At 46.6% G+C, this 17,865-nt stretch carries 11 protein-coding genes and 1 pseudogene; 6 read left to right on the top strand and 6 right to left on the bottom strand.

The genetic code is table 11. The annotated features are described in order from the left end of the window. Window positions 1-13 precede the first annotated feature (13 nt). From ACGE0T_RS19410 to ACGE0T_RS19395, 4 genes are all read left to right on the top strand, one after another. On the top strand, window positions 14-1,576 hold the full coding sequence (locus tag ACGE0T_RS19410) for a RagB/SusD family nutrient uptake outer membrane protein (protein ID WP_459188218.1): 1,563 nt from the start codon (window positions 14-16) through the stop codon (window positions 1,574-1,576). Between the two features lie 593 nt (window positions 1,577-2,169). Then, the gene (locus ACGE0T_RS19405) at window positions 2,170-5,115 is read left to right on the top strand and encodes a fimbrial protein (RefSeq protein WP_459188217.1); all 2,946 of its coding nucleotides are present in this window, start codon (window positions 2,170-2,172) and stop codon (window positions 5,113-5,115) included. A 104-nt stretch (window positions 5,116-5,219) separates the two neighbouring features. Further along, the gene (locus ACGE0T_RS19400) at window positions 5,220-5,366 is read left to right on the top strand and encodes a hypothetical protein (protein ID WP_459188216.1); all 147 of its coding nucleotides are present in this window, start codon (window positions 5,220-5,222) and stop codon (window positions 5,364-5,366) included. Window positions 5,367-5,546: 180 nt separating this feature from the next. After that, window positions 5,547-6,767 carry a M16 family metallopeptidase gene (locus ACGE0T_RS19395; protein ID WP_459188215.1) on the top strand — a complete coding sequence of 407 codons (1,221 nt, stop codon included), beginning with the start codon at window positions 5,547-5,549 and terminating at the stop codon, window positions 6,765-6,767. A gap of 5 nt (window positions 6,768-6,772) precedes the next feature. On the opposite strand, the gene ACGE0T_RS19390 is transcribed toward ACGE0T_RS19395, so the two are convergent. From ACGE0T_RS19390 to ACGE0T_RS19380, 3 genes are all read right to left on the bottom strand, one after another. Next, window positions 6,773-9,547, bottom strand: a complete 2,775-nt coding sequence (locus ACGE0T_RS19390) for an FAD-binding and (Fe-S)-binding domain-containing protein (RefSeq protein ID WP_459188214.1) — start codon at window positions 9,545-9,547, stop codon at window positions 6,773-6,775. 32 nt (window positions 9,548-9,579) lie between these two features. Continuing rightward, window positions 9,580-10,977 carry an alanine/glycine:cation symporter family protein gene (locus tag ACGE0T_RS19385; protein ID WP_459188213.1) on the bottom strand — a complete coding sequence of 466 codons (1,398 nt, stop codon included), beginning with the start codon at window positions 10,975-10,977 and terminating at the stop codon, window positions 9,580-9,582. A 143-nt stretch (window positions 10,978-11,120) separates the two neighbouring features. After that, on the bottom strand, window positions 11,121-11,885 hold the full coding sequence (locus tag ACGE0T_RS19380) for a potassium channel family protein (protein ID WP_459188212.1): 765 nt from the start codon (window positions 11,883-11,885) through the stop codon (window positions 11,121-11,123). A 196-nt stretch (window positions 11,886-12,081) separates the two neighbouring features. Between ACGE0T_RS19380 and gadC the strand changes: the two genes are divergently transcribed. Continuing rightward, a complete protein-coding gene (gadC, locus tag ACGE0T_RS19375; RefSeq protein ID WP_459188211.1) occupies window positions 12,082-13,572 on the top strand; it encodes a putative glutamine/gamma-aminobutyrate antiporter GadC in 1,491 nt (496 codons plus the stop codon). A 109-nt stretch (window positions 13,573-13,681) separates the two neighbouring features. On the opposite strand, the pseudogene ACGE0T_RS19370 reads toward gadC, so the two are convergent. Both ACGE0T_RS19370 and ACGE0T_RS19365 read right to left on the bottom strand, forming a co-directional pair. After that, window positions 13,682-13,942, bottom strand: a pseudogene (locus ACGE0T_RS19370) (RagB/SusD family nutrient uptake outer membrane protein); the annotation flags it as partial. A 268-nt stretch (window positions 13,943-14,210) separates the two neighbouring features. Then, window positions 14,211-15,152 (bottom strand): fimbrillin family protein, encoded by a 942-nt coding sequence (locus tag ACGE0T_RS19365; protein ID WP_459188210.1) that lies wholly within the window; start codon window positions 15,150-15,152, stop codon window positions 14,211-14,213. A gap of 204 nt (window positions 15,153-15,356) precedes the next feature. Between ACGE0T_RS19365 and ACGE0T_RS19360 the strand changes: the two genes are divergently transcribed. Then, window positions 15,357-16,490, top strand: coding sequence for an AraC family transcriptional regulator (locus ACGE0T_RS19360; protein WP_459188209.1), 1,134 nt, complete (start codon window positions 15,357-15,359; stop codon window positions 16,488-16,490). 144 nt (window positions 16,491-16,634) lie between these two features. Here the strand turns inward: ACGE0T_RS19360 and ychF are convergent, their stop codons facing one another. Further along, window positions 16,635-17,738 (bottom strand): redox-regulated ATPase YchF, encoded by a 1,104-nt coding sequence (ychF, locus tag ACGE0T_RS19355; RefSeq protein WP_459188208.1) that lies wholly within the window; start codon window positions 17,736-17,738, stop codon window positions 16,635-16,637. Between the last annotated feature and the right edge of the window lie 127 nt (window positions 17,739-17,865).

The following is a 17,865-nucleotide window of genomic DNA, read 5'->3' as shown; positions in this document are numbered from 1 at the left end:
ATACGCATCAGACATGAAAAATAGAGTGTTTAAAGGAATAACGATGGCAGCTCTTACACTAACCCTTTCGGGCTGCGATAATTTTTTGAGCCATACCCAGCACGGGGAACCCACGCAGGAAAACTTCTGGAAGGTGGAAGCCGATGCCATCTCTGCCGCCAACGGGCTTTATTTCTGGACAGCAGGCGAAAGCATGACCGGAAGAGGCTTTATGTGGTACGAGAATTGCAGCGACGATATGGTAACCGGGCGTCCGCAATCGGGAGGCGCCAATATTAAGAACTTCATACTCGACAATACCTGCGATGCGAAAGAGAACTGGCCGATTATGTACCAACTTATCAAACGCTGCAACGACATTATCAAATACGTTCCGGGAATGACTATTTCCGAGAAGGTGAAGAACGAAACCTTGGGACAGGCCTATTTCCTCAGAGGTTGGGCATACCTCTGGCTGTCGCCATACTATGGCGACAACGGAAAGAACGGGGGGATACCGATTGTTACCGAAAAGATTCCCTGGGAAGAAATTGACCAGCCCCGCGCCCAGTCGGTATGCGATAACTATAAGTTCTGCATCTCTGATTTTGAGAAAGCAGCCGAACTGCTGCCTTACTTTAAGGATTGGGGAGAAGCCGAGTACGGGCGTCCGCACAAAACGGCTGCATGGGCTTATGCTGCCAAAGCCAGCCTGCACAACGCACAATACGATGCTTCTTATTACCAGAAAGTGGTGGACTATTGCGACAAGGTAATTCCCCATCACGACCTTCTGGCCAATTTTGCCGATGTGTTTAAGATAGCCAATAACTTCAGTCCGGAATATGTATGGTCGTGGACCAGTACACAGGAAGACGGTTCCAAGCTGCCGGGCGTCATGCTCGAAAACAAAGGCTGGGGGCTCTATAACGGTTGGGGCTACTTTATGCCTACGCTCGAACTGCTGAAAGAGTTTGAAGACGGCGATACCCGCCGTGCCGCCACTATCCTGAAGCCGGGCGATTATTTCACCTTCCTTGGAAAGAACCGTTTGTATTATTCCACGGAAAGTGCTTCCGGCATGCAGTTCAAGAAATATATGGAACCTTTTGAGCCTGCCGATGCGATCGGGAAGACCGTCAACCCGAGCGGCGACAATATGACCACCCGCCTCAGCATCCCGTTGGTCCGTTTCTCCGAAGTCCTTTTGTGGAAGGCGGAAGCGCTTATCTGGCAGGGAAAGAATGGCGATGAGCCTCTGAACCGGGTCCGCCAGCGTGCCGGGCTGAGTCCGAAACAGAATGCAACCAAAGAAGATTTAAAACATGAACGTCGCTGCGAACTTGCCGGGGAGTTTACCGGACGCCATCTGGACCTTGTACGTTGGGGCGATGCCAAAGCCGTTTATGCCAAGCCGTTGCATGGCTATAAAACCACATTGAAGGTGAATGATAAGGGCGAAGTAGAAATTGAGAAAGTTGAAGAAATAGAAGTGTGGGAATCCCGTAGTTTTAATCCCTCGGTTAACCATGTAATGCCTATTCCAATTGATGAGATATCAAAGAGTAAAAATCTCGTTCAGAACAACGGTTTCTAAAGAATTTTGATAGGGGGGATTATATAGTGGCAAACTATCTGGATGGGATATTCAGGATAGTTTGCCCTTTTTTGTTTTTGTAAAATTATCTGCAACAGCTTTACCGTACTTATGATATGGCCCGGGTATACGACAAAATGAATGTATATCCGGGCTATTTGTGTTTTCGATAAAAAGAGTACTATGTAGACTACGTTAAAAACCGGGGTAAATTAAAAAAACTCGTGCCGTGAAAGCTGTTAAGAATCATATATTCTCGGCTTTTGGTCGTTTTTCTATACACATTAAGCGTTTAAAATCAAAGGATTATGTGGTTAATATGTAATAATATGTTTATATATTTGTCAAGTTTAACAGAGTCTACATAGTACTCTTCTATATCTCTTTCAAAACATACAATATAAACAGTTGTCAGGAATGAATCAGACAAATCGAAGAACCAGGTGCGCGGATGACCCGGATTAGGCGGATTGGGACGGATAAGAGTTAAGTAAAAATCCGCGTTTATCTGCGTCATCTGCGTCAGAAAATGAAATCTGCGTCAATCTGCATACATGAATAGGGTAATAACAAACAATTAATTATATATGAATATGAACACAAAACTACAAGGTCTATGTCCCTCTATCAGACCGGTACAGGCACTCGCGGCAAGCGTATATCTGCTTGCTGCCGTGCTGCTTGCCTCCTGTACATCGGAATCGGACAAGACAAACCGGACATCTACGGATGAAGCGGACAGTGCAAACAAACGTGAGGTGCTTATTTCCTTTAAGAACAAGCTCACAGTGAAAACAACTAAAGCAGAGACGAAGGCGGAAACGAAAGCCGATGCTCCCATTGCCACCGAAGCGGAAAACGAAATCGCAACGCTCGATGTCTATGTATTCGGAGCGAAAGCCGAAGGCGATGCTTATACTTTCCGCGAACGGTTCTCCTACCGTCAGGACGGTTCGGCACTACCTACCGGGGCAAAAGAATTAGACCTTACACCGAGTGTTGACAATGCCACGACTACCGCCTTGCTGGAACTGCAAAAAGGCCTGTTTGTCCGTCTCTACTGTATAGCCAACCAAACGGAACTGATGAATCCTACAGACGGCACTCCGGTAGCCGATACCTATTTCACCCCGCTTACTTATGATATGGAAACAGGTGTCCTGACAGACGGAACCCCTTCGGAAAAAGACTTTTGCAAGTTCCATTCCCCATTATTAACCGCAACCTCTGAGGCATTAGGCTTGCCTCTTCCGATGACAGGTGCACAAACAACCCCTATCGACCTGACAGACTTTAGTTCTTCTGCCCGTGTACAGGTCGGTTTTAAGCTGACCCGCACAATGGCCCGTTTCGATGTAAGCAATATAGAGAAGGATTCCAAATTCCATCTGGAGTCTATATCGATGGGGAACGGACGGAGAGGGACCACCTTCTTCCCGGTTAAGGTATATGGCGCTGCTCCGGCAGCTGAGGGGGAGTTAATTACTTACCCGGCATGCGCATTTGAAGGGGAGAAAGCCAATGAAGGCTTGCAGGTATCTGCATTCTACAGTTACCCCAGCCCGTTGGAAGATAAAGGTTACCTGATTCTAAGCGGTAGCTATCAGGTAAATAAAACAGAGGTAAAAGATGTCTCTTATCAGATACCGTTTATCCAGCAAACGGCTGATGGAGGGGAGGTTGCACTGGAAATAAACAATAACCACCGGTACACCATCGGTATCACAAAAGCGGACGAATACCATCTGGACTTTACGCTGGATGTAGCCGAATGGGACGAAGGCGGCAGTCTGGACGACTACGACCCGAATGCCGGCACAGACGGAGGCGAAGCCACCATTACCATTGCTGATGCATTGAAAGATAAGATAAGTTATAATGTTGATACCCGCACCGTAACTATGAATACCCTGAATGACGGCGATAACTTCACCACAGAAATCGCTACCACCCACGAGCCGGAAGTACGGAAAACCTATTCCGGCAGTGTTGCCGCCCAGCAATGCGACTGGCTGGAAGTAAGCGAGGCTGCCCCTGTTACAAAAGCTTCCGTTTCCGGTTACCAATATACCATATCTATAAATCCTGATTATAATGGGGATGAATATCCCAAAGCCGTTATCCGTTTTGTAGACAAGGTAAGCGGAAGCGAAACAGTAGTAGCCGTTTCAACGCCTTTAGGAAAACCTGTCCTTTCTTCTCCCACATCTGTCGTACTTAATGCTGCTGCCGACAACGAGGTTCCGGAACTTATTATAGAAGGACAATGTGCAGGCGGCTCCACCCTCGACGGCCCGGCATGGCTGACCTATGAAACCGCCGACACGGATGAGGAAAACTTCTCTTATAAAGTAAAACTGGTTCCTTCCAAAGAGGGTTTTCCGGAGAGCCTTCCTACAGACCAGACGCTAACTATCGTAAACAAGAGTGCAACTAATATGAAAACGAGTGTTACGGTAAATTTCAGAGAAGAAGCCTCACTTGCAGAAGATATCAAAGGTTATGTAGCCTATGATGCAATAAAAGGCTACCGCGTAAATAACACTTTACAGACAACTATGACCGTATCTTTTTATGGTATGTTTGCTCCTCTAACATCAGAAATTCTTTATGATCTGGATTATTGTAATTCAACCAATGGCGGTAATACCTGGTTAGACAATAGCAAACTTGCAAAAACAGAGATTGCTGGCAACCGCCGTAAATACACATACAACATCGTTGTCAATAAATCAACAGGTACAGATGCCGCCTACCAGCTCCATAAAGCAGTAATTAGTTTCAAACAGAACAACAATGAATTTAAATCCTATACCATCTGGCGTGGCGCTTCTTATGTCGGTTATCCGATAGTGGACGGTTCAGCCCTTTATTACTCGGCAGTGGAAGTTGAGGGGTTGTATTGGGCGCCTGTCAATTGCGGTGCCAAACAAATATCACAAACTGTTACTACGGATGGCGTAGCTGGTAACGGTTATATGTATCAGTGGGGACGTAATGTGCCTTTTACATATGGTAATGATGCTTCTGATATCTATACCGGTTCCGACTGGCCTTCAACGCTTGAAGAGAGTATGCAGCCTCCTTATGCAGGCAAGTTTATAAAACAGAATAGCAGTAATGGCTACGACTGGTTGAAATCCGGCCAGCAGAATGACCTCTGGACATTTACAAAAGGCAGTACCAATACCAATAATCCTTGCCCGAAAGGATGGCGTATTCCAACCTGTACAGATGATACTTCTGGAGAGTGGAATAAACTAATAGGTAAGGGTACTAACAATGGTTCTTCGGATAATTGTATCCTCACAATCCCCGGAAATAATGGTATTAATTTAGTTCTGCCAAGCGCTGGTTACCGTAGTAATGTTAATGGATCATCCTCCGCTCGAGGTAAAACTAACGGTAACGATTACTGGTCGTCATCGGTGCCTTCCGGTAATATACGCGCCAATCGCGTGTACTTCAGTGCATCAACGCTCAACAAGGCGCCAGAACCAAGGGCATACGCGTTTCCAATTAGATGTATTCAAGAATAGTAAGGTCAGTAAGTTACTAACCACATTCGAATTTATTCAAATATAACAAACAACCGCCTGCTGCCTCATAAAACGGCAGCAGGCACAAATAAACACCATACATTATGGCAGATTTACTTTTATACGCGGACTTGTACGACAATCCGCTGACCGAGAAAGAAGGCGATTTTATTGCCAAGCCCAAATCTACCGGGACAGTCCGCAACGCCGATATTGCACGCCGCATCGTGGAGAAACCGGAGGAATTCTAAAGTCCCTCATTGCGGGAGCCGTGTCAACCTCCCGCTTGACGATGCCTCAACCGCCCGGTTGACAGTGTCTCAAGCGGGAGACTGATTTTCTGCCCAGAGCCAAAACTAAATCTTGAGGGAATTAACCCGTACGGAACGAATATTGTTGTACTTTTGTGCCTCAATTAATTAAAGCTGATAATGGATTATTGCTCATATACCTTGCCGAATGGTTTGCGCCTGGTGCACCTGCCTTCCGATTCTCCCGTTTCTTATTGTGGTTTTGCCGTAAATGCCGGTACACGGGATGAGGAAGCCCACGAGTTCGGGCTGGCGCATTTCGTGGAGCATATGCTATTCAAAGGAACCGAAAAACGGAAGTCGTGGCATATCCTGAACCGCATGGAAAATGTAGGAGGGGAGCTGAACGCCTACACGACCAAGGAAGAAACCTTCGTCTATTCCATCTTTATGGAGGAACACTACAACCGTGCCTTCGAACTGATGGCAGACCTGATGTTCCATTCCCGCTTTCCCGAACAGGAGATAGAAAAAGAGGTGGATGTGATACTGGATGAAATCAATTCGTACGACGACAGCCCTTCCGAACTGATATTCGACGAGTTCGAAAACCTGCTGTTCGACGGGCATGCACTGGGACATAATATCCTGGGCGACGAAAAATCCCTGCTGAGCTTTACTTCCGCTACCGGACTGTCGTTTATGAACCGTTTCTACGTACCCGAAAACATGGTGTTCTTCTCGATGGGACGCATCGGCTTCAAAAAAGTGGTGAAGATGGCGGAGAAGTATCTCGGCGACATCACCTTGCCGCTTGCCGCCCGCAACCGGGTTGCCCCGCCGGTGATTCCCTCCAAAGTCCATAAAGAGCATAAAGATACCCATCAGGCACACGTGCTGATAGGGGGGAGGGCCTACAGCATGCACGACGAAAAGCGCCTGCCGCTCTTCCTGCTGAACAATATCCTGGGCGGACCGGGTATGAACAATCGTCTGAATGTGTCGCTACGCGAGAAAAACGGGCTGGTATACAACGTGGAATCCAATGTGACTTCTTATACCGACACCGGGCTGGCAAGCATCTACTTCGGGACCGACCCGAAGAACCGCGAAAAGGCGGCACGGCTGGTTCATAAGGAACTGGCACGGTTTCGCGACGTGAAACTGTCCACCAGCCAACTGGCGGTGGCTAAAAAGCAGGTAATCGGTCAACTGGGCGTATCGGGCGACAACAACGAGGGGCTGTTCCTCGGATTGGGAAAAAGCTTCCTGCACTACAACCGCTACGATACACTCCCGGAGGTATTCAAGAAAGTGGAGAAACTGACGGCCGGCGAAATCCTCGAGGTTGCCAACGAGGTATTTGCACCGGAACGCCTGTTTACCTTGATTTACGAATAATCGCCCTATTCGCGCCGGGTAGCTTTATCTACCAGATATACAATCGATTTATACGAGATGCCGCTGTTCATGGTAAGCCCTATTTCGCAGGTACGGCTGTTGCTGTAGCCTTCGGTGGCGCCTTCGAGCCCGGAAGGGAGCCTGCGAAGCGCCGAGGCGTTGAGTTCGGGGTAGAAGAAACCCCGGTCGCCCGCCCATCCGCAACAGGTCACTTCCATAGGCGTTACTACCTTTTCGGCACAGCGGGATGCCACTTCAGAGAGTTTTTCGGAGATACCCATCTTGGTCGTGCTGCATGTGCTGTGCACGGCTACCGTAAGCGGCAGTTTGGTAAATACCAGCTTGTCGAGCAGGAAGTCGTGGATAAACTCTACCGGCTCGTACAGGTGCAGGGATTTGTTTAAAGTCTCGCGCATATGGAGCAGGCAAGGGCTCATGTCGCAAAGTACGGGGATTCGCCCGTTGTCGGAAACGGCAAGCAGCGCCGCTTCCAGTTCCTTTTCCTTCTCTGCCGCCTGACTGCGGAAACCTTTGCTGCTGAATGCCATGCCGCAACAGAGGCGCGAGAGGTCGTCCGGATACAGGATGGCATATCCGGCACGGTGGAGCAGTTCGATCGTCTTTTCCGTTACGCTTGCTTTTTCCCGATAGTCTGCCGAAGGTCCCATGGTACGGGTGATGCAGGAGGGGAAGTAAACCACGGTTGGCTGACCGGCTTCCGGGCGGTCGGAGCGGTATTCCTTCTGCCTGTTGCCCGAAGGCGTGTAGCGTGTCCATAATGGGAATTTGTGCCCGCTCAGTTTGAACAGGCTCCGGGTGACAAACTCCATAAACGGGTATCCCGTCAGTTTGGCTATGCCGTGGGGCAGACCGAGCAATCGGCGGACCGTGTGGGTTGTTTTGGAGAAGTTACGGACGATATAAGACGCTATCTTGTCGGCACGTTCACTGTTCTCGTGCCAGCGGAGTTCTTTTATCAGCAAGCCTGTATTGATGCCTACGGGGCATGTGGTGCCACACAGGCCGTCTGTTGCACAGGTTTCGTTGGCGCTGTATTGGAAACCTTCCTTTATCTCGGCGTAACGCTCCGTATCCGTTTCTTTCCATGCCGCCATAATGGAGAGTGCCCGATAAGCCACGATACGCTGGCGGGGTGTGAGGGTGAGGTTGCGCGAGGGGCATTGTATTTCACAGAAACCGCATTCGATACATTTGTCGATAAGCTCGTTGGCTATCGGGATTTCTTTCAGGTTGCGGATAAAGATTAGCGGGTTGTTGTTGATGATAACCCCCGGGTTCAGGATATGCCACGGGTCGAACAGTTGTTTGATGTCTTTCATCAGCCCATAAATCTCCTCTCCCCATTCCTGACAGACAAAGGGGGCCATGTTGCGCCCGGTTCCGTGTTCCGCTTTCAGGCTTCCGTCGTGGCGCAGTACGGTGTCTACCAGTTCTTCCATGAATGCGGCATAGTTGTCGACCCCTTCCGGATGGTTGATATCCGGGAAGACCGTGAAATGGACATTCCCATCGAGCAGGTGTCCCCACATAACGGCATCCGGATACTGATAGCGTACCAGCACGTCCCGTATATCGGTCAGTGCCTCCCCTAATATCTCGCCTCGGAAAGCGATGTCCTCGATAATGGAAACCGTGCCTTTCGGACGTCCGGCGGCGGCAGAGGTGAACAGCCCGCTGCGTACCCGCCAGTAGGTGGCATACAGTTTGGGGTCTGTGGTGAACGATACCGGATAGAGGGTCGGGATGGCTGAAAGGTGCGTTTCTATTTCATCGCATTGTTTCCGGAGGAGTTCCTTATCGTCGGCCGAGGTGTCTATCAGGAGAGCTACGGCTTCGTCCGGCAGTGTTTTCAGGACTTCCGGCATACCCGGTTCGTTTTCTACGGCGCGAAGGGCGTTCCGGTCCATTAGCTCGGCAGCGGAAACACTGCATTTGCGGAGGGGTAGGATGGCCCGGCTGGCTTCCCGTACGGACGGGTAGTAAATCATGGCGGTAGCCTTGTACTTCAAATCCGGTACGGTTTCGAAGGTGACTTCGGAAATAAACCCGAGGGTACCTTCCGAACCAATCATCAGATGCATGATTATATCTACCGGGTCTTCGAAATCGATAAGCGAGTTCACACCGTATCCGCAGGTGTTCTTTAATTCGTATTTATGACGGATGCGGGTGGCGATGGCCGGATTGTCCAGTACTTTTTTCCGGAGCGCTTTGATACCTTCCACCAGTGTCCAATGGGTCTCGGTAAAGATTTTTCTGCTTTCGGGAGAGGCGGTGTTCAGCAAGAATCCGTCGGCCAGTATGATGCGCATGCTCCGGATGGTATGATAGGAATTATACGTGATGCCGTAGCTGGAACCGCTTGCGTTGTTGGAAACTATGCCACCGATGCGTGCCGATTTGATGGAGGCGGGGCTCGGGCCTATTTTTCTGCCGTAACGTTTCAGCAGGAGGTTGGCGTGTTCTCCTGTGATGCTACAGGGGAATGTGGCCAATTTGCCGTCGGGGGAAATGGACGATTTGCCGAAATCGGGTCCTATCTCTACCAGAACGGAGTCGGTGATGGTCTGTCCGGATAGGGAAGTCCCTCCGCCCTTAAATGTCAGCGGTTTGTGTGCCGCTCTGCACTCGGATAGGATTTCGCGGATACTTTCTTCGTCATTTACCACTTCTACCCGTTCCGGAACCAGCCTGTAGAGGCTGGCATCCGTTCCTTTGGTCAGTCGCGTCAACGCATCTGTGTAAGTTTTCCTTTTCATAAATAGCTTGTGTATTTGTCGTTATCTCTTATTTACCAACATTCGGCATACTCTTTTAGTTCAGGTATGCGGTCTTTCGTGTATACCGGGCTTTTGATACCTGCTTTTTTCTGTTGCCGGTAGTCTTTCAGCAGCAGGAATGCCTGCCGGCTGAGCAGTGTAATGGCAGTCAGGTTGCAGGCGGTCATCAGTGCCATGGATATATCCGCCAGGTTCCATACCAGTTCGAGGCTGGCTATGGCGCCGAAGAAAACCATATAACCTACCATGAAGCGGTAAATGTATAAAACATATTTGTTGCTTGTGATATATTTTATATTTGTTTCACCGTAATATGAATTACCCAGCATGCAGGCGAAGGCAAAGAGCAGGATGGCTATGGCGACAAAGCCCCCGCCGAAGCTGCCTATTTCGTTTGTCAGTGCAGTTTGGGTCAGCTCGATTCCACTGATAGAGCCGTCTATCGGGGCGCCGCTGAACAGAATCATGAAAGCCGTACAACTACAGATAACGAGGGTATCTGTAAATACGCCCAACGACTGGATTAAGCCTTGTTTCACGGGATGGGATACCGTGGCGGTTGCCGCTGCATTCGGTGCCGAACCCATACCTGCCTCGTTGCTGAACAGCCCGCGTCTGATACCTAATGCCAATGCGGCACCTACCGAACCGGCAAAAGCCTGCTCCAGGCCGAAAGCGCTGCCTACAATCAGCTTGATAACGGCAGGTAGTTCGGTTATATTGAATAGTACGATACCGAAAGCCAGCACGATATAAATAGTTGCCATAATCGGAACCACTACACTGGTTACCTTGGCAATACGCTGGATACCCCCGAAGATGACGAGCACCACTAAAGCAGCCAGAATAATCCCCATAAGTTGGTGATCTTGTCCGAATGAGTTGTTTAAAGCTGCACAAATCGTATTGCTTTGTACGGAATTAAATGCAAACCCGTAGGTAAATGTAATCAGGATGGCAAACAGGACTCCCATCTTTCTGGAACGTAAGCCCTTCTTCATATAATAAGCGGGGCCCCCGTAGAAGGCTTCATGGCCTTTCTTCTTATACAACTGTGCCAAGGTGGATTCGACAAAAGCACTTGAAGCGCCGAGCAGGGCGATTACCCACATCCAGAAAATGGCTCCCGGACCGCCGATAGCGATTGCCGTAGCCACACCTGCCAGGTTTCCGGTCCCGATACGGCTTGCCAGTGATACGGCAAAGGCCTGGAAGGATGAGATGTGTTTCTCCCCCTTTTTCTTACCCGCCGAGTCGCCAAGCAGGCGAACCATTTCTCCGACCATCCGGAATTGTACGAATTTTGTTTTGATTGTAAACCAGACTGCACATCCTAAGAGGATAATAATTAACACGTATGTCCAAATGATATCATTGGCCATCGTAATCCATTGATTCAAAGTTTCCATTGGTATTTTAGATAATTAAAGGTTATAAAAATGAGTTACTGGCAAAAGTATCAAATAATGAAGCAGTTGAATGTATAATCTGTTTAAATAATCAAAGAAAGTATTACGATTAAGATATTTTTGGATTTATCTGCCGAATCCCCCTATGGATTATCTTGAGGGGGATTTGTACCGTCTTCCGGATGTGTAGCCGGCGTATTCTTCTGGTTGAAGAAGGCTACCTTTTTCTTGTTGGCTGTTTCGACAAGGCTGGTGACGTAGACCGTAAAGATAGGGAACATCATCATTCCCAACGCCGCCAGGAGTACGGACAGTATCCGTCCGGTAGGGGTTACGGCATACACATTCGAACCAACGGTCGTTACATCCATAAATGCCCACCAGAGGGCGTCCGTATAATTGGAAACTTCGGGGTTTACCTTATGTTCGAGCACAAAGAATATGAGGCTGGAAAAATAGACCGTCGCCAACAGCATCGTAAGGTACGAAACGAACAGCCCGGATGCCTTATTCGTAGTGAGCCACCCGACCACGATGGCAAGGGCGTATCCGCTCCGTATAAGCGGGATGAAACGAAGGAAATAATATACCTCCGGCGAGAAGTTGAAGTGATAATGATTTATAATGTTAAGATAAGGAATGGATACCAGCAGGAAGATGAAATGTGTCTGCAGGAAATATATTTTATGTTTTGATAAGAAAAACTCTAATACGAAAACGGCAATAAAGAACATGCATATCCAGAACTGGGTCTTCAGATAGGTAGTCTGGGTGATAAACGGGATATTCTTGAATGTATCGATGGATATATCGACAATCAGGAAGATGGAAAGCAACAGGATCATCACGTGTAACACACCGTAAATCCCTTTCCTCTTATAATAAAAGTCGGAGAATGCTGTTTTCATTATTTTATGTTTAAGAATTTAGATAAAATGCGTTTTACGGGAAGAAACAAGGGAAAGCGGGTTTTTGTTTTTAACACTACTTTGTTAATTAACCTTGTTTGACACCCTGTTGACAAACTAAGACAATAAGTAGTTGTTATACTGACATATCAAAGCAAAACTAAACGAACCAAATTTAAATTTAAACGTAAAACGCATGGCAAATGTTGGAAAAGCAGTAAAACTTGGAGTTTTTACTCTTGCAATTATGAACGTCACGGCAGTAGTATCCCTGAGGGGACTGCCGGCAGAGGCTGTCTACGGACTGAGTTCAGCCTTTTACTATTTGTTTGCAGCAATCGTATTCCTGATCCCGACCTCACTGGTTGCGGCGGAACTGGCTGCAATGTTCCAGGACAAACAAGGTGGTGTGTTCCGCTGGGTAGGCGAAGCATACGGTAAGAAATGGGGGTTCCTGGCAATCTGGCTACAATGGATTGAAAGTACAATCTGGTATCCTACGGTATTAACATTCGGTGCGGTGTCTATCGCTTTTATCGGTATGGACCATCCGGAAGATATGGTTCTCGCTTCAAACAAGTTCTATACTCTGGCAATCGTGTTGATTATTTACTGGCTGGCTACTTTCATCTCGTTGAAAGGTTTGAGCTGGGTTGGTAAAGTGGCAAAAATTGGTGGTTTGGTGGGTACGATTATTCCGGCTGCCTTGCTGATTATTTTAGGTATTGTATATCTGGCGATGGGTGGACATTCCAATATGGACTTCCACAGTAACTTCTTCCCCGACTTCACGAAGTTCGATAACCTGGTGCTTGCTTCCAGTATTTTCCTGTTCTATGCAGGTATGGAAATGGGCGGTATCCACGTAAAAGACGTGAACAATCCTTCGGTTAACTATCCGAAAGCCGTATTTATCGGCGCTTTGATAACAGTTATTATTTTCGTATTGGGTACATTCTCCCTGGGTGTTATTATTCCGGAAAAGGACATTAACCTGACACAGAGTTTGCTGGTCGGATTTGACAATTACTTCAAATTTATCCATGCTTCCTGGCTGTCTCCGATTATCGCAATCGCGTTGGCATTCGGTGTGTTGGCAGGTGTGCTGACGTGGGTTGCCGGTCCGTCAAAAGGTATCTTTGCCGTAGGTAGAGCCGGTTATCTTCCTCCTTTCTTCCAGAAAACAAATAAACTGGGTGTACAGAAAAATATCTTGCTTATACAGGGTTGTGCCGTTACTTTCCTGAGCTTGTTGTTCGTGGTAATGCCTTCCGTACAGAGCTTCTACCAGATTCTGTCGCAGTTGACGGTTATTCTCTATCTGATTATGTATATGCTGATGTTCTCCGGAGCAATCGTATTGCGTTACAGAATGAAGAAAGCCGGACGTCCGTTCCGTATCGGAAAACATGGCAACGGGTTGATGTGGTTTATCGGTGGTCTTGGTTTCTGTGGTGCTTTACTGGCATTCACGTTAAGCTTTATCCCGCCTGCACAGATTTCTACGGGTAACAATACGGTATGGTTTGCCGTACTGATTATCGGTGCTATCGTTGTTGTTGCCGCACCGTTTATTATCTATGCTTCCAAGAAAAAATCCTGGGTGGATCCTACTACACAGTTCGAACCGTTCCATTGGGAAGAACAGGGTAATACAACAAATACAGTTAAGAATACGCAAGCATAAGCGTATGCTTTGTATACATAAATGTCCTTACTTACAGGGGGCGCACGTTATATGGATGTGCGCCCTTTGTTTTTTAGTCTTCCCAACCAGGGTTTTGCTTCAGGTCTGTAGGCTTTTTCCCTTTTTCGTATACGCATACATCCGGTTTCCCGTCTCCGTCGAAATCATAGAAACCGGGGTCCGGGAAATAGATGCCTTTGAACGGACGTTCGAACTGTTTGCCGGCTTTCCAGCGCATAACATCGTAATAACGCAGGTTCTCCATAACAAGCTCTATCCGGCGTTCGCGGCGGATTTCGAGGATGACTCCCTGGTTGCCTCCTGTCACCAGCGGATATTGTGCCGCCATAAAAGGGTCGGGTTTTGCATTTCGTCGTAGTAGAACAGCTTGTCGTAGTCTATTTTGTCGGTAAAGCGGCTGCCGTCTTAAGACATGGCGGAAAATATAGATAAAAAGATATAAATAAGCAGGTTAAAATTCTTTTTTATTACAACTTAGGAACCGGGTAAGGTGATTGTCACGGACCAAACAAGTAAACCGTCTCTCTTTCCGGGGAAGAGTCAAAACCCGGAAAGATGAGACGGCATGATTATATTTAGTTAGAGGATGAATCCTTATATGACAGGGAATATACCCTTTAGATTTTCTTTTTCACGGGAGCCCACTCCGAGATACTGGTGTTTTCCAGTTTTAATTTCTTACCGTTGAAGGATAGGGAGTACTGGTATTTCTCTCCTTTCTTCCATAGGGTATGTGATGGAATCTTGAAAGTGAAAGTCTCGTTGTTTATTCTGAAAAGCACTTCGACGTCTCCTTTGGAAATTTCCTGAAGGGTAGGGATTACCTTTATTTGCAGAGGGTCGGATAGGGCAGGAGTCAACATTTTCAACTCGCTGAGTTCTAAGCGGGTGGAAGCGTTGTTTCCCGCATTTCTTTTTATTTTTCCTGTTTTAATGTTCAGGCTACCTCTGTAGAACAGGGCTGTTCCGCCTGCTTTATTGCCTACCTGTATGGAACTGAGGAGATAACAGCCTTTTGTTTCCGGGGCTAAATGTATCTGGAAACTTAATAGAGACAAGGCATGGTTCATGTCCAATAGTGCTACCGGGGATATTTTGTTGATCGCCTTTTGTCCCTTGGTTTGCGAACCATACATATAATCTATGCTATGTGAGGCATCCGAGGATACTTTTACAGGGATGTTCTCCGGGTCAAAGCTCGCCGTGTTCTGATAAGGGGAGTAGGCGTAAACAATGGCAGGTTCGCTGTCGAGGAATACAGGCCTTTCCTGTTCCCAGTTCAGTTTTTTGTTCTCTTGCCAGGCTTCCGCCCGTATATTTTTATAATGAGTATCACCGTTGTATATGTCGCCGGTGCTTTCAGAGACGACATATAGACCGATGACCGAGCCGGCAGAAAATTCCTGGATAAGATTGGGCGATTGAGAAGTGAGGGTTTTAGTTACGATTTGAAGAGGTTCTTTGTTTAGATGGAAACTCTGCATAACCCGCTCATCATTCAGGTCCGAACAACTGGTAATACTCATTATTAATAAGATTAAAGGCACTAACTTATTCATATATTATGTCACTTTTTATTACTATTTACATTTGCAAATGTCGGGCGTTTGGACGTTTCCGAGGCGGCATTCGGTATAAAAAGCGCGGTGAAATCGTACAAAAAGAATCGTTCAAATTATCTGGATGCTTCAAATTGTATAATAATGGTGCAAATCAACTATATTGCGCTCCAAATTGTTTAATTAGCAATAGGGAATATATCTATGTTGGATAAAATACAATTAATATTAAGTTTCCAGATTATAGCGTTATGCATTTTTGGAGGAACCACCTTGCTGTTGCGGGCAAATAAGCGCCGTGCAAAACGAATATTAGGATGGGGAATGTACCTGTGGGCCTTTCTCGCACTCATGAGAGTGTCGGTAAACTGGCTTTTGGCGGACGATAAAGAAGCCTTCCATCCGGATGTGCTTATTATGGGATGTGTGGTTACTTCGATGCTGGCTTCTTATGTGATAGAGGTGCTGAGACCGGGTTATCTTACTGTCAAACGTTTTTTGTTGCTTGTCTCGCCTATATTAACAGTTGGATTCATGTATTTGGGATATCGGTTGTCCGGAGGTGAAATTCATACATTTTATTCGGTCAAATCTGTTTTTGAATCGTTTGACTTGGATGTCTTTTTGCGTATGGTAATATTTCTTTTGATGCTTGGCTATATGTCTTTGCCTGTCTTTTTGGTGATTAAGTATAATGCTGAATACAGGAGGTATCTGGAAGAAATTGTTTCCGATCCGGATGAATACGACTTGGACTGGCTTAAAAAAGTGATGATTATTATGGTTTCCATGTATGTTTTATATCTGGCATTATTGTTTACGGATATTCCTTTATTGTATGTGGTTAATAAAGTCTTATTGTTACTTGTCTGGTATTACTTCTTCTATAAAGCGTTATTCCTTAAAATAGTCGTTTCAGACAGGTCCTTCCATAAAGGTTGGAATATGCCGTATCATCAGGATGATGAAGATGAAAATAATGATGATGATGAAGAGCAGCGGCATCTGCTTTCCCAACGTTATGCCGAAGAGGTACGGATTTGGTTTGAAAAAGAAAAGCCTTATTTACGGGATGATTTACGCCTGACCGACCTGCAACGGGTATTTCCTATGAGCCGTTCCTATCTTTCCCAGCTTTTTAACAGGGATTTGGGACAGTCTTTCTCTGATTATGTCAACCAGTTCCGTGTGGAAGAGTGCAAACGGCTGATGGATGCCGAACCGCAAACCAGCCTACAGGAGATAGCGGAGCGATCCGGATTCCATTCTATCAGCACTTTCCGTCGTGCTTTCCAGAAATATACGGGAATCATTCCTTCCGAGTATAAAAGGAATTGATGTTGCCGGCTATGGTAATTGTTATTTTGTAAAATGGAACAGTCAAATTCAGAAGCGGCATCTTATTAGTAAATATCCGTAATTGTAGGAAATAAAAAAGGACAGAATTCAATTCTGCCCTTACATTATCTTTATAGAAATATTTTATACGTTGAAGCGGAAATGCATGATGTCGCCGTCTTGTACTACGTATTCTTTTCCTTCCACACTCATTTTGCCGGCTTCCTTAACGGCTGCTTCCGAACCGTAAGAGATATAGTCGTTGTATTTGATGACTTCGGCACGGATAAAGCCTTTTTCAAAGTCTGTATGGATAACGCCGGCACATTGCGGAGCTTTCCAACCTCTGAGGAAGGTCCAGGCACGAACTTCATCGGGACCGGCTGTCAGGAAGGTTTGTAGGTTCAACAGTTTATAAGCCGATTTGATCAAGCGGTTTACGCCGGATTCTTCCAGGCCGATTTCCTCCAGGAACATCTGGCGTTCTTCGTATGTTTCGAATTCGGCAATTTCACTTTCAATCTTAGCGGCAACCACCAAGATTTCGGCATTTTCGTCTTTTACAGCTTCACGTACGGCATCTACGTATTTATTGCCGTTTACCGCACTGGCTTCGTCTACGTTGCAGACGTACATAACTGGTTTATTTGTTAACAGGAACAGGTCGTGTGCTATCCTTTCTTCGTCTTTCGTGTCGAATGTGACGGTACGGGCGCTCTTCCCCTGTTCGATGGCTTCTTTATATTTGCAAAGAACTTCGTAAGCTATTTTTGCTTGTTTATCGCCTCCGGTCTGGGCTTGTTTCTGTACTTTGGCAATACGGCTGTCGATGGTTTCCAAGTCTTTAATCTGTAATTCGGCATCGATGATTTCTTTGTCGCGAACCGGGTCTACGCTGCCGTCTACATGAACGATATTATCATCATCGAAACAACGCAGTACATGGAGGATTGCATCTGTTTCGCGGATGTTGGCAAGGAATTTATTTCCTAAACCTTCCCCTTTGCTGGCGCCTTTTACCAGACCGGCGATGTCCACAATTTCTACTGTGGTGGGAATTACACGTTGGGGATGTTCTATTTCCGCTAATTTGTTCAGGCGTTCATCCGGTACGGTAATTACACCTACGTTCGGTTCGATTGTACAGAACGGGAAGTTTGCCGATTGTGCTTTTGCATTGGATAAGCAATTGAAAAGAGTAGATTTTCCGACATTAGGAAGACCTACGATGCCACATTGTAAAGCCATTATAAATTGTTGTTATGATTTGTTTTATACCTATTTCAGCTTGCAAAGATAACTAATTTGGCTGTATTCTTGGATAGTAAGCCCAAAAAATGGAATAGGAGGGGATTGCTCTCCATTTAAACAACAA

Source organism: Parabacteroides sp. APC149_11_2_Y6 (genome assembly GCF_054506995.1).
The sequence above is the reverse complement of the archived record's forward strand: the minus strand, read 5'-3'. Positions and strand labels throughout refer to the sequence as shown.